This window comes from Clostridium sp. Marseille-Q5894, from assembly GCF_946902305.1.
In the GTDB taxonomy this organism is placed as follows: domain Bacteria; phylum Bacillota_I; class Bacilli_A; order Erysipelotrichales; family Coprobacillaceae; genus Thomasclavelia.
On record NZ_CAMPPT010000006.1, the window covers coordinates 17,022 to 32,301 of the forward strand.

Here is a 15,280-nt window from a genome sequence, read left to right on the forward strand (position 1 = left end):
TTATAAAATATGATTTAAAAAATACGGTAACTGGATTTGCCACCAGTCCCAGTCATGATTAACATCTCTACCCCAGAAATCGATCCACGCAGGAATATCTTTATAATCCAACAATTCTTTCATTCTTGTTGTAGAATAAATCATTTCATCTTCCCATGCACCTTGACCACAGCATAAAATAATATCACGATGACGATACATTTCAACATATGGATGATCATAAGACATTCCATTTAAGAATTGAATTGGACTGTTGTTGTATAAGATTTCATCATGATAATCACCAAAAAATAGATCACTATCATAATAACCGCTTAAACAAATACATCCTTGAAATAAATCTGGTCTTCTAAATAAGTAATTTGCTGCATGAGTTGCCCCCATTGAACATCCTGTTGTATAAATGAGTTTACCAGTTCCATTAATATCAAAGATTCTTGGTACTAATTCATCTACTACATAATAGTACCATTGTTCCATCATATATGTACGATGTTGGTTATCGCCACCTTCATCAGACCAGCATTCACCATCAATACTATCTAAACAAAATACTTGAATTTGACCTGATTCAATTTTATCAGCGATTACATTGATCATCCCAAAATTTTCAAAATCATAAAAATGCCCATCTTGAGCCGGAAAAACTAATAAAGGAATTCCAGTATGACCATAAATTTTAAATTCCATTTCACGATTTAAACAATTGCTGTATTCTTTAAAATATTCAACTTTCATCACTATGCCTCCTGTAATACCTTATCGATAAAATCATTAACTTCTTCCATCGTCTCAAAACGTGCTGTATAAGTATAATTTCCCATTGCCCCCGATAAAATATCCGGCATCCGTTCATTCATTACAATATGACTACCAAACATTGCCACAAGAGCATCATTATTGTAATAATAATTCTTACCATCACGTCGTCCACAATATACACAATGATAAGGGCGATTTGTATAATAATCGCTATTATCATAAATAACCATATCACTATAGATCTTATAAACATCAATATCATTAGCCCAGTTCATCATATCTGGTGTATAACCTCCTGGTGGTCGCATATTGACTTCTAAGCCAATGAAATCTCCTTTATTTCCTAATCCTGGGCGATCTTCTAATAATTGGAAAAATTCGCAATGAAAAAATCTACCATTGACAGGAAATTCCCTGACTACACTTCTTCCCAATTTAACTAATTCATCAGGAATTTTTCTTAAAGAATAATAATGCATATCACTATTATCATTTACGACATCCATGATCGAATTAGGAAAAACATGTGAAGTCTCAAATAATACTTCATGCTCTCTATTAGCAATACCATCATAAGAAATAATCAAACCATTGACAAATTCTTCCATAATATATTGCGTAATATGATCAATTTGATAAAAATCTTCTAACTCTTGATCATTATTCAACTTATATGTAGCAGCAGCTCCTACACCATTATCCGGTTTAACAACTACTGGATATCCAACTTCAGCAATAAACTTTTTCCCATTTTCAATAGTATCAACAAGATGATAACGTGCTGTTTTGACCCCTGCTTTTTCATAATAAGCTTTCATTCCTGATTTTGTTTTAAAAATCTTAGTCACGTCTTCTTTCATTCCCGTATTGATATTAAAATCCGTTCTAAGTCTAGCATCTAATTCCAGCCAATATTCATTATTAGATTCTAACCAATCAATTTTCCCATATTTACTAGCTAAATATGCCACACAACGATATACATTATCGTAATTTTCCATATTGTTTACATAACAATATTCAGTTACTGAATTTCTTAACTCGTCACTTATACTTTCTGATGGCATGTCCCCAATTGCCAATACATTTACACCACGCTGTTTCATCCGATCACAAAAGTGCCAATATGACTTAGGAAACATAGGTGAAATAAATAAAAAGTTCATAAGCCCCCTCCTTTTCTATTTTCCAATGGTTTTCACCATTGTTTAATTTATTATAACATAGAAGTAAAATATATAGCAAAAATAAAATATCATAAACTACTATATTTAACATTTTAAATAAAAACAGCTGATTTATTCATCAACTGTAAAAAATCTTTCCGTTATTTTTTATTTTTTTGACGATATTTAAAATAATTCACCAAAGCATAATAAACTGGAATAGTTAAAAACACTACCCATGTTGGTGACCAAATATCATAACAAAAACCTTCATATAAGAAATATAAAATCAATAATACGGGATATGGAAAACGATTTAAATCACGATGTTTGATTGCACCTATTGCTCCTTCAATAATCGGAATCAATAACAGCATTATCCATAAAGGATGAAAATTTCCTGTGTAAAACGCCATGATCAAATAAATAACGATAATAATCAAAGCAAACGGAAATTTTGTATAATTTTCATAATAATGAGACCAATCATCATCTTTATGCTGTTTCTTCCACTCATCATGACTATACGTTTTATCATTGACCCTTACTCCAGAGCTATCAACATGAATATCTTGGTTTTTAGCATGTTCTTTAACATGGATACCATCCCAGCCAATATGAACTTCATCACCATGTTTGTCACTTACATGGATTCCATGTTTTAAGCTTATATGTACCTTATCTTCCTTCAAAGTATCTGTCTTTTCTGTTCTATTATTGCCACTTTCAAACTCTTCCTGATCCGTTTTTAATAATTCATCCAAAGAAATGCCATAAAGCTTTGATAATAAAATAAGATTATCAGTATCCGGAGATGCCTCAGCACGTTCCCATTTACTTACAGCTTGACGACTAACTCCTAATTTATTTGCTAAAGCTTCTTGAGAAAGATTATTTTCTTTTCTTAATTTGACTAAACGATTAGCAATTTCTATATTCACACATATACCTCCCTTAAACACTTTTATTATGACAAAAAATGTTTAGTTGTTCTAGATATTTTAGTTATCATCTATGCAACCATTGGTTGCGATTTAACTTATTATAATACAAATTTGATTATGATAACAATAAATTATCATATTTATTGAAATTTTTTTAATTAACATATATTATAATCTTAGATGATACATTTGTATGGTGTAATACACCTCCTTTCTGAAAAATGGATTGTTTCGTACATGAAACAATCCATTTTCTTTAATATCGATCTAAAACATATTATTGTTTTTTAGCATCATAAGTCACTTCAATCCCAAGACTGCTAAATATCTTAGAATCCATTGGCCCTATCGTAGAAGTAACATGTGCCTGTGTCCCTTTTAATTTTGGTAACTGTGATAACGCTAGTCTAGCATTTTCATTATCAACAGCACTTAACGATAAAGCAATCAATACCTCATCACTATGTAAACGAGGATTAATACTTCCTAAATACTCTGTTTTCAAATGCTGTATTGGTCCAAATGCCGATGGCGAAATCAAATGCGCATCATCAGGAATCTTAGCTAAATATTTAATCGCATTGATCAAAATAGCTGAACATGATCCCATAAAATCGGTCGTTCTACCAGTAATGATCGTACCATCATCCAGCTCAATAGCTCCAGCATAACAATTTACTGCTTTTGCTTTTTCATTCGCTGCTGCAACACAACGACGATCTTCAACAACAACTTTAGCTTGATTCATGACTAGTTCCTGCTTATTAAATTCATCTAAACTGCATTCTTCTTTAACATAGCGATTTCTAGTATGGTAATAACGACGGATGATTTCCTGACGACTAGCTTCTTTACAAACTTCATCATCACTAATACAAAAACCAGCCATATTGACCCCCATATCGGTTGGTGAATTATAAGGACTAACCCCGTAGATTTCTTCAAACATATTTTTTAAAACCGGAAAAATTTCTATATCACGATTATAATTTACAGTAACTTTATTATATGCTTCTAAATGAAAAGGATCGATCATATTGACATCATTTAAATCAGCTGTTGCTGCTTCATAAGCTAAATTAACTGGATGATTTAAAGGAATACTCCAAATTGGAAATGTTTCAAACTTGGCATAACCAGCTTTGATTCCTCTAATATGTTCATGATACAGCTGTGATAGACAAGTAGCCATTTTACCACTACCAGGACCTGGAGCTGTTACAACTACTAAAGGTTTTGTTGTTTCAATATAATCGTTTTTACCAAAACCTTCTTCACTGATGATCTTTTTAGTATTTGTTGGATAGCCATCGATCAAATAATGTAAATAAACATTGATATTTCTTTTTTCTAAACGGCTTTTAAATACCTCAGCAGCTTTTTGTCCATCATACTGAGTAATAACTACACTTCCAACGTATAATCCTTTACTACGATAAACTTCAATCAACCGTAAAACATCGTTATCATAAGTTATCCCTAGATCACCACGTACCTTATTCCGCTCGATATCACTGGCTGAAATAGCAATAACGACTTCAGCTTGATCTTTTAATTGCAATAACATTTGCAATTTGCTATCCGGTGCAAAACCTGGTAACACTCTAGAAGCATGATAATCGTCAAATAATTTACCACCAAATTCTAAATATAGTTTATCGCCAAATTGAGCAATTCTTTCTTTTATGTGTGATGATTGCATCATTAAATATTTATCATTATCAAATCCTATTTTCATATATTATTTGTATATAACCCCTAAAGGTTTATATTTCTCCTTTCCTCTATACATTTATTGTTTTAATTTTTCGTTAATTTTAAACTTTATCTTTTGTATTCTACTTTATTTATGTAATTATTGCACGATTTTGCATTAAATTTTATATAAAAATAAAAAATTATTAAAACAGGCTATTCAAATAATTTAGGGGTCACAACTTTAGGGGGCTACTTTGGGGGTCAACTTTAGGGGGATGGTCTTACAAAATAACTATTAAAAAAACAACAGCTAGAAATGATACTAGTTGTTGTTTTTTTAGTTCCTTTATCATGAATATTGTCTAGATACTATGAAAGGAACTATATGAATAATGATATCATGAAATTTTTAAACATTGAAGATAAAGATATAATCATTACCAAAGTTTTAACTGATGGAAATGTTAAAGAGATTCATCTTGAAAAAATTCTTAAAGTTGAATATTGCCCTGCCTGTGCTTCAAGAATGCATTCAAAAGGCAGATACATCAGAAAAATCAATCATCCAATTTTACAGGATGGCTATCAGCTGATACTTTATGTTACTCAAAGAAAATGGAGATGTACCAATCCTCAATGCAATCTTTACTTCAATGATCAGTTTAACTTTATCAGTAAATACAAACAGTCTTCCAATATAACCCCTTATATGATCCTTAACGAGATGAAAAATATTCATATCACGACAGCTGATGTGGCTAAAAAATATAATATTTCCGATACTGCTGTACACTATATTTTTCTTCAATATTTGGATATCAAACGTCTTCCTTTGCCTGAAACTCTATCTGTTGATGAAGTATTTTTAGATATAGATTACAGACATCGCTATGCATTGGTCATTATAGATTTTAATACTTTAGAAATTGTTGATATTCTCCCTAACAGATGGGAAGAAACGACAAATGCTTATTTTTTGTCTATACCATTAGATGAACGCAAAAAGGTCAAATATCTTATCTGTGATATGTATAATCCCTATATCAACTATACAAAACGTTATTTTCCTAATAGTATAGCTGTTATTGACAGTTTTCACGTTATTGCCTGGATCCTTACAAAGATCAACAACTATATTAATGATATCAAAAAGAAATTTCAGGCAAGAGATAAAAAACTCTATGAAGAATCCTGCAAAAAGAATAACAGACCCATAGATTTTAAAAACATGCCTACTTCTAAAGAAGTGTATTTACTCAACAACTTTAAATGGCTATTATTACAAAATGTAGAGAATATAGACTATCAGGACAGACCAAGATATAATCATAAGCTCAAAGCCTATTTAAACACTTATGACTATGAAAAAATGTTTTTTCAGCTGGATAAAAACCTTATAAATATTAGACGCCTAAAAGAAAAATATATCGAATTCAACCAAACAAAAGAAAAAGATTTAAACAAAGTCGCTGTTCTTTTAAATGATCTGATTATTCTCTATTCTCATTCATCATTAGCTATGTTTAGAGAATTTTCTGACCTATTAAAAAAACATAAACAGGAAATCATCAATTCTTTTATTTATATCACTGATAATGATGGTAACGAAAGAAGACTGTCTAATGGACCTATGGAAGGCTATAATAGAACACCAAAGGATTTCAAAAGAAATTCCAGAGGATTAAGAAACTTTGAATATGCTCGTAGCAGATTAATTTGGGCAAACAGAAAAAACGAACCTGTTCTCTCTACTCCAAAATCAAAAAAAGAAGTTTATAAATTTAAAAAATAAAATAAAAAAGTATCTGGACAAGAGAAAAGGAACAACTGTCAAATTTTTGGTTGTTCCTTTAAACTTATTTATACATTTTTTAGGTTGCCCCCTAAAGTTGACCCCCAAATAATTTGGCTTTCCCCCTAAATTATTTGGTTACCCTTAAAACAACACCATTAAGATGTTGTTTTAATAATTGCGATACTTTGATAAGGTTTTAAACAATGACTACAAATATCATCATAATTATTGATCAATACTTGATAATCACTTAAATCTAAATCTAAAGATACTTCCTGATCATAAAAATTATTCAAAACAATTAACTCCTGATCATCCAAAATACGTTTATAAGCAAATATTTGTGGATGATCTTTCATCATTGGCAAATATTTTCCCTCACTAATGATCTTATACTCTTTCCTTAATTTAATTAATTTTTGATAATACTTAAAAATCGACTCATTATCCTGTAAATCTTTTTCAACGTTGATCTCATGATAATTTTCATTTACTTCCAGCCATGGCTTCACATCAGAAAAACCGCTATTGATACTATTATCCCACTGCATTGGTGTTCTAGCATTATCACGTGATTTTTCTTGTAAGATCTTATGGATCTCTTTTTCATCAAGCCCTTGTTCTTTTAAAATATGATAAGCATTGATACTCTCTACATCTTGATACTGTTTAATATCGGTGAAATAGTGATTTGTCATGCCAATTTCTTCACCTTGATAAATATATGGTGTTCCCCGCATTAAATGAATTGTCGTCGCTAACATTTTTGCTGATAATTTACGATATTTTTGATCATTACCAAATCTAGAGACACTGCGTGGCTGATCATGGCAATTCCAAAACAAAGCATTCCAGCCATTACCATCTTGCATTTTTACCTGCCAGGTATTTAATAATTCTTTTAGTTCTTGAAAATCAAAAGGCATAATAGTCCACTTTTCTTTATTAAAATAATCAACTTTTAAATGATGAAAACTAAAGACCATATCAAGTTCCTGATTATCAGGATTTGTGTAGCCAATACAATTTTCTACACTTGTAGCCGACATTTCGCCAACCGTAATACATTCTTTGATTTTACCAAATGAGTGTTTATTAAGTTCATGAAGATAATCATGGACTTTAGGTTGATCACAATAAAACTGTTTACCAATACCTTCTGGACAATCTTCAAAAGCACGTTTATCAATATTATTGATAACATCAAACCTAAAACCACGAATTCCCTTCTTTAACCAAAAATTAATGATCTTGATCAATTCATTTCTGACTTCCTCATTTTCCCAATTCAAATCAGCCTGTCCTTCATCATAAAGATGTAAATAATACTCATCAAATTCAGGAACATATTTCCAAGCTTTTCCGCCAAACTTAGAATCCCAATTAGTTGGTAAACGATCACCTTTCCCCTTTTTAAAAAAGTAGTAGTTTTTGTATTTTTGATTACCTTTCAAAGCCTCTTTAAACCATTGATGTTCTGTAGAAGTATGATTAAAAACCATATCAAACATCAAATAAATATCTCGCTTTTTAGCTTCGGCAATTAAATTTTCTAAATCTTCCATCGTACCAAATATCGGATCAATACAATAGTAATCTTTAATATCATAACCACTATCCTTTTGTGGTGAAGAAAAAATTGGACACATCCAGATCATATCGATCCCTAAATCTTTTAAATAATCCAATTTTTCAATAATACCATTAATGTCACCAATTCCATCATGATTACTATCATTAAACGATTTTGGATAAATCTGATAAATCACTTTATTTCCATAATACATCTCTTTTAGCTCCTTAATTATCAATATTAATAATATCTTTTTCTAATATCTTTATATTTTGATCTTTTTTACACAATGTAATCTTTTGCCCACTAGTAAAAACGACTGGTGAAACTAAAGATTTATGATTAACTTTAACCAAATCTAAATCAACCTTACATATTACATCTCCAGAGCTGATTTCCTGATCGAGCTCTACATAACTTTCAAATCCTTCACCTTTTAATTCAACTGTATCCATTCCAATATGAAGCAGTATTTCAACACCATCATTACGTCTTAGTCCATATGCATGTTTAGTCGGGAAAGTCATAATTACTTTGCCATCAAATGGTGCTACAACTTTGCCATCACTTAATTCCACAGCAAAACCATCACCCATCAATCCCTCAGAAAAAACTTTATCATCAACTTCATTTAAAGATAACATCTTACCTTGAAAAGGTGAAACAAAGGTCACTTCTTCACTGACTTTCTTCCCCTCAGTTTCAAGATCACTTAATTTCTTTTTACCAACAATATAAGTCAAACTAAATGGTACAACTATAGCAACTAGCATTGCTCCTAAAAAAACTAACCAGTCTTCTGATTTGATAGAAATAATACCTGGTAATCCTCCTACCCCAATACTGTATGCCTGTACTCCAAACCCTACTGAAATCACTGCTGCAAGCGCTGATCCGATCATACCACAGACAAGAGGAAAAACATATTTTAAATTGACTCCAAATAAAGCCGGTTCAGTAACCCCTAAATAACAAGAAATACAAGCTGGTACGTTTACCTGTTGGGCTTTTTCATTTTTCTTTTGTAGAAATGACATTGCCAGAACGCTTGAACCTTGAGCGATATTAGATAAAGCAATCATTGGCCAAAGAATCGTCCCACCAAACATACTCGTAAGAGTAGTGTCAATAGCATTAGTCATATGATGAAGACCAGTCATAACGATTGGTGCATAAATTAATCCAAATACTGCAGCAAATAAGACTCCAAATGATGAAGTTAAACCACTATAAACTACATCGGCAATTCCATTACCAATTACCCAGCCAATTGGACCAACAACTGTATGAGCAATAATTACCGCTGGCACCAACGAACAAAATGGTACTACGATCATACTAATAACTGCTGGTGTGATCTTTCTAAAAAATATTTCTAGATAAGCTAGTACAAATCCTGCCATCATTGCGGCGATAACCTGACCTTGATAGCCAATCATTTGCACTTGAGCAAACCCAAAATCCCATACGGGAATATCTGTAGCACCAGCAACCGAAAAACCATTCAATAACTGTGGTGATACTAACGTCAATCCCAAAACGATTCCTAAGATTTGCGTCGTTCCCATCTTCTTAGTAATCGACCAGACAATACCTACTGGTAACAAATGAAAAACCGCTTCACCAATCAACCATAAAAAATCATATACCCCTTGAAAAAATACCGAAACATCGGCTAAACTCTGACTTCCGTTATTAAAAAAATTGATTTCTCCAATGATGTTTCTAAACCCTAAAATCAATCCCCCACAAATAAGGGCTGGAATCAATGGTGCAAAAATTTCACCTAAATTCCCCATCATTCGCTGTAACCAGGTTTGACTAGATTTTGAAGCCTCTTTAGCTGCATCTTTACTAACTCCTTCAATTCCACTTATAGCCACAAAATCTTGATAGAATTCTTGAACTTCATTACCGATAATAACTTGAAATTGTCCTGATTGGGTAAATGTTCCTTTGGCCACGTCCAGCGATTCAATCTTATCAACATCTGCCTTAGCAGGATCAACTAATACAAAACGCATTCTTGTTACACAATGAGTAACAGCTTTAATATTTTCTTTTCCACCTACATAGTCCAATAATTTTTTGGCATCACTACTAAATTTTCCCACCTTTTTCTCTCTCCTTTAAACTTGTACGTACATCTTTTACAAACTTATTATAACTTGTACGTACATGTATGTCAATACCAAAATAAATATTTTATATTTAATTATTTTACACTAAAAAAGTATCGCCTTGACGATACTTCAACTACTTTAAAATTATTTTCATGACCTATTTTGTAATACCTACCATTTGCAATAAATATTTAGCATTAGTCGACTGACAACGACCTTTCTTTATCAAATAATCAAACCTGATCTTATTATCCTGATAATACTCACTAAAATGATAATTAGCACAAGGAATTTGATTCTCCAATTCACATAATTCAAAATCATGGGTCGTGATAAAAGTAAATATATTTTTTGAAGATAACTGTTTGACTGTTTCCGTTGCTCCATATATTCGATCTTTAGAATTAGTTCCTTTAAAGATTTCATCAATCAAAGCAATCATTCTTTCACCTTTATTATTAGCTTCAACTATTTCTTTGATCCTTAATAATTCAGCATAAAACGTTGAAATACCACTTAAATCATCTACTAAACGCATTGATGTGTAAATTCTCATCAATGAACATTTAAAAGATTTCGCCAATACTGGTCCACCTGCATATGCCAATATCAAATTTATACCAATCGTTCTTAAAAAAGTTGTTTTTCCTGACATGTTTGAACCGGTAATAACACAAACCTGTTTATCCATTGTAAATGAATTAGCAACAACTTGTTTACCATCGATCAAAGGGTGATAAGCATCATTAAATGTTAAACAAAGCTCATCACTAAAAACCGCAAAACTGCTTTGTGGTTTAGTTCTTAATAAAACTTGTAGACTGATCAAACTTTCTAATTCACCGATTGCCGTGATCCATTGGTCTATTTGAGTACCATATTTATTGGCCCACATTTCATAGCGTTCGCGACAATTAACATCCCAAAGCAATAAACCGTTTAACAATAATGCCGCTAATAAGTTATTTCGTTGTTTAATTGCAGAAGCGATTGCCTGCAGTTCTTTAAATGCTTGACTAGAATGCGATAACTTATTCTTTAGATTATTTAGGTGTAGTGATGAAAAATCGTTATGCTCCACTAATTCGCAAATATTTTGATAGCTTGTTAAACACTTAGATAATTCTGTAATTTGTTTAAACAAATTACTATTTTTATTAAAATTTATGATCATAATAAGCCATTGACCAAATATCAAGACTGGCAGCATTATTACAGCCAATTTAAACCCAATTTCAAATAAAAACATTATTAAAATTATAAATGTCAAAATTGGTATGATAAACCTCACAACATTCCAGCTTTTTACTTTATCACCATCATTAATACCAGCAATAAATTCCTCAATAACTTTTTCAACAACTTTAGGTTTTATCAGCATCTTTCCATAAGTTTCAAAATCAATAACAAAATCATCTTTATTTCCTAACTCTTTTATCGCTTCTTGTTCTTGAATAATTAAACCTTTATCAAATTCAGTTCTTGATAATTTATCCAATAATCTTTTCTTTCCTCTTAAAGTAACCGCAGTATTCAAATACTTAAACAATGAATTGTTCCCCACAATATCAAGATCTTTCATGACACCCGTTATCGTTTCTAAATAATCAGTTCCATCCTCATCAAAATCTTTCCATTTATCACCAAAGCGGGCAATATATTTTTCAATTACTACTAATCTTGCTCTTAAATAAATCAAACGATCTGCCATTTTAATATGCCAAAAAACTAAAAAAACAAATACCACTAACATTAAAAATGACCCTATATATAAATAATTTTTATTCAAAAAATAACCACACAATAAAAGCAGTATCATTGCAGCACCGCTAATAAAACGAAAAACAGCTATTTTTATTGAACTATTTTCTATTTCTTTAATTCTTTTACCTATGTTATCCTGCAATAATAAATAATCATTATAATCCATAATTTCCTCTCTTTAAAAATTATAATTGTGTTCTTCTAGCAAATTCAACAAACCGAAATTTATCAGGTCGATGTTTAGATATCGTATATTGAAATAGCGTTGCATCTTCTAAATAAGTATACGATTTAACACAAACTAATAAATCAAAGTCTTTCATATCTATAAGTTTTTTTTCTTCTGGTGTGGCTTTTATAACTGTAAATTCTTTTCTTGCGAAACTAATTTTTAGTCCTAATTCATTTTCAATATATTCATATAACGAATTTTGAGCAATTTCTTTAGTTAAATTAGTCACAATATTAGCATTTAAATAATCAATATCAAGAATCACACGCTCCCCGTCAATTTCACGAACCCGTTCAACTTTATAGTAATTACCACTATCCATATACAATTCATGTTTTATTACTTCATTGACAGGATTAAGCGATAATTCAATAACATCCGTCTTTACCTCACCATTGATCGTCTTAGCTAATTCTTTGAAACTAGTTACCCCTGAAACCGGAAAAGCAATTTTATCAACATCCAGTACTAAAGAGCCTTTACCTTTATTTTTTTGAATATAGCCGCTTTTAAGCAAAATATCCAAAGCTTTTCTGATTGTATCGCGCGAAGCATTATACATTTTCATCAATTCGTTTTCACTTGGTAAATATGTATGAGCTTTTATTTCATGATTCTTAATTTTATTAATTAAATCCTGAGATATCTTCTGATATTTACTTAACATCTGATCTGTCGAGTATTTATCCTCGACATCCTCCTTTCTAAAGTTACTATTATAAATCACTTAGACATTATAACAGATACTTTTAAATATTAATAGAAAAGATAAAAAACTAAGCTCAGCTTAGTTTTTCTTATCACCTTTTTTATTTGAAACAGTTTGAATGCTACCAATAATTGTAGACCCTTCTTCAACCATGATTTTAGCAGAAGTTGTATTTCCGTCTAAAACAGAAGTTCCTTTTAATGATACTCTGTTTTCAGCAATGATATTACCTTTGATTTCACCTTCTAATACAACATCACTACTATTAACATCACCTTGTAAATTAGTCTTACCTAAAATATTAACGATTCCTTGACAATTTACATTACCAACGATCGTTGCATCGATAGTTGTTAATGAATCAGCTTTGATATTACCTTTAACTTTACCTTTGATCGTTACTGCTTTATCACAAATAATATTTCCTTCAATTATACCTTCAACTTGTAAATCTGCTTTACAAGTAATATCACCAGAAATCTTAGTTCCATATGAAATAACAGATGCAGCATATTCTGGTTGCACTTTTTGAGGTTTAGAATAAACAGGTTCTTCTCTAGGCACATTAAAAGTTTTATTTTCTACTTTCTTCTCTGGTTTTGGTTCTACTTTTTTCGGCTCTCTATTTTTTAATTCTACTTTTCTTTCTTCAATTTTCTTTTCAGCTAAAGATTTATTATCTTTCTTTTCTACTACTTCTTCTATCTCCTCTTCTACAAAAACTGCTTTATTAATTATATCCATTATATTTCTCTTTTTGTTGCTCATTTCAACTTCTCCTCCACTAAAATCATATTTATATTACAATCTAACTATACCATTACAAACATTCAACATATAACATATGCCAATGTCACTACTCAATTATAACATACAATTCTTAACTAATCACTAAAAGATTGACAAAACAATCAAAAATAGGACATCTAAACAATAATTTACCTGTTAATAATAACAAACTACTGGACAATTAACTTCAATATTGTCATATAACTTTGCAGCTATATTAGTTGGTAGATTTACACAACCATGAGAACCATTATTCAAGTAAATTGTTCCACCCCATTTACTACGCCATGAAGATGAATCATGTAGTCCAATCCCTTTATTGAAAGGCATCCAGTAAGATACTGGTGTTTCATATGGCCAAGTGCCATCTGGCAATTTTGTTCCTCTTAAAACACGATTACGTTCTTTATTATAAAGATAATACGCTCCCGCTGGTGTTCTTCTTTCTGGATCATTATATGTCCCAGAAACAATATCTGACTCTAAAATTATCTGACCATCTTTATGATACCACATATGCTGCCCTTTTAGATCTATTTCAACAAAAGTATTTCCAAGACCACCATTATCAGTAGAACTTTCTTTACCGCTTGTTACTGGGGTTCTAACCCCTACTTTATTTGCATATATATCTTCTAATAAACCACTTATTTCTTTAGAAGTTTGTAATCGCAAACCATAATTACCACCACTTACAGTAATAGTGCGATTATTCGCTCCAACAAATGTTCGCGTACCACCAACACTATTTATTTTTTTAGCTAACGAATTAACAAAAGCAGTAACCTTTTCTTTAAAAACATCATCATCTCGATAATAATTGCCGTTTTCATCAATCGAAAGCCAAGTTATTAATGTATTGCCATCTAAAACAACATCACCTGAATTTGTTTTATATGTAATTACAGCTGACGCATAATTTTTAGCAGCTTCATATAATTGCTGAATCTTGGCATCACTCGCCCTTACAGCTGGTTCTACATAACACTTTTGTTCTTGTAGATCAACACTTGTTTTACCTTCATTAAAAGCTGATTTGATAGCTTCAAATGTCTTTTCTTGATCAATAGTTGAACCATCAACTTCATTTTTAATCGTAAACTGATTGTCAACATATTCTACTTTTGCATCTTCTGGTGCCACCTGCACTCCTTCTTGCAAATGATTTAATGATAAGATCTTGTCTTTTAAAATATTTTCATCAAGTAACGCTAAATTATTGACAGAATTATTTTTTTTAGTAAAAAAAGCTTGAATCCAATTAAAAGAACTTTGTTTCTTTATAACTTTCTTGATATCATTATCACTATTATATTTTATCCCCAAATCTTTACCTGATACAAACTCTGAAGTTCCATCATTAAACTTTAATTCCAAAGAATAATCATCGACTGTTTTCGAAAGCTTTTCATTCGCTTCACTTACAGTTAGACCGCTTACATTTACATCATTGATATAAGTTCCATTCAGAAATTTCTTATTAAAATAAAAAGCCCCTATAAAATAAACAATAACAATCGCCATCAATAAAACCATGATAACAATAAATTCTTTACGAACTTTGCGTTTTCGCTTATTATCTCCATTATTTAAAACCATTTCACCTTTACTCATATTATTCATAATTCCCTTTTGCCTTTTTTACATATTATATTTTCTTTCTACATGCATTCTAGCATTTTAACTCTAATTGTCAACTAAAATCACCTATAAGCAAAGTGTTTT

Annotated in this window: 11 protein-coding genes; 1 reads left to right on the forward strand and 10 read right to left on the reverse strand. The window is 30.9% G+C overall.

Annotated features, from left to right (window positions below):
• From OC535_RS09865 to OC535_RS09880, 4 genes are all read right to left on the reverse strand, one after another.
• Window positions 1-738 carry an esterase family protein gene (locus OC535_RS09865; RefSeq protein WP_227053138.1) on the reverse strand — a complete coding sequence of 246 codons (738 nt, stop codon included), beginning with the start codon at window positions 736-738 and terminating at the stop codon, window positions 1-3.
• 2 nt (window positions 739-740) lie between these two features.
• Window positions 741-1,928, reverse strand: a complete 1,188-nt coding sequence (locus tag OC535_RS09870; RefSeq protein ID WP_227053137.1) for an ATP-grasp domain-containing protein — start codon at window positions 1,926-1,928, stop codon at window positions 741-743.
• Between the two features lie 161 nt (window positions 1,929-2,089).
• Window positions 2,090-2,869 carry a helix-turn-helix domain-containing protein gene (locus OC535_RS09875; RefSeq protein ID WP_498823717.1) on the reverse strand — a complete coding sequence of 260 codons (780 nt, stop codon included), beginning with the start codon at window positions 2,867-2,869 and terminating at the stop codon, window positions 2,090-2,092.
• Window positions 2,870-3,149: 280 nt separating this feature from the next.
• Entirely contained in the window at window positions 3,150-4,610 is a 1,461-nt protein-coding gene (locus tag OC535_RS09880; protein WP_024721306.1) for a DUF1846 domain-containing protein, read from the reverse strand.
• Between the two features lie 345 nt (window positions 4,611-4,955).
• Here OC535_RS09880 and OC535_RS09885 point away from each other — a divergent pair, with 345 nt between their 5' ends.
• A complete protein-coding gene (locus OC535_RS09885) occupies window positions 4,956-6,362 on the forward strand; it encodes an ISL3 family transposase (RefSeq protein ID WP_498823491.1) in 1,407 nt (468 codons plus the stop codon).
• Between the two features lie 158 nt (window positions 6,363-6,520).
• Here OC535_RS09885 and treC read toward each other — a convergent pair whose 3' ends face one another.
• The 6 genes from treC to OC535_RS09915 form a co-directional block, all read right to left on the reverse strand.
• Window positions 6,521-8,152, reverse strand: a complete 1,632-nt coding sequence (gene treC / locus OC535_RS09890) for an alpha,alpha-phosphotrehalase (protein WP_498823718.1) — start codon at window positions 8,150-8,152, stop codon at window positions 6,521-6,523.
• A gap of 13 nt (window positions 8,153-8,165) precedes the next feature.
• Entirely contained in the window at window positions 8,166-10,052 is a 1,887-nt protein-coding gene (gene treP, locus OC535_RS09895; protein WP_498823719.1) for a PTS system trehalose-specific EIIBC component, read from the reverse strand.
• A gap of 166 nt (window positions 10,053-10,218) precedes the next feature.
• Window positions 10,219-11,991, reverse strand: coding sequence for a MutS family DNA mismatch repair protein (locus OC535_RS09900; protein ID WP_227053443.1), 1,773 nt, complete (start codon window positions 11,989-11,991; stop codon window positions 10,219-10,221).
• A 19-nt stretch (window positions 11,992-12,010) separates the two neighbouring features.
• Window positions 12,011-12,724 (reverse strand): trehalose operon repressor, encoded by a 714-nt coding sequence (gene treR, locus OC535_RS09905; protein ID WP_024721302.1) that lies wholly within the window; start codon window positions 12,722-12,724, stop codon window positions 12,011-12,013.
• A gap of 120 nt (window positions 12,725-12,844) precedes the next feature.
• On the reverse strand, window positions 12,845-13,534 hold the full coding sequence (locus OC535_RS09910) for a bactofilin family protein (RefSeq protein ID WP_227053444.1): 690 nt from the start codon (window positions 13,532-13,534) through the stop codon (window positions 12,845-12,847).
• A gap of 177 nt (window positions 13,535-13,711) precedes the next feature.
• Complete coding sequence (locus OC535_RS09915; RefSeq protein ID WP_034595389.1) at window positions 13,712-15,178, reverse strand: L,D-transpeptidase family protein; 1,467 nt, start codon at window positions 15,176-15,178, stop codon at window positions 13,712-13,714.
• Between the last annotated feature and the right edge of the window lie 102 nt (window positions 15,179-15,280).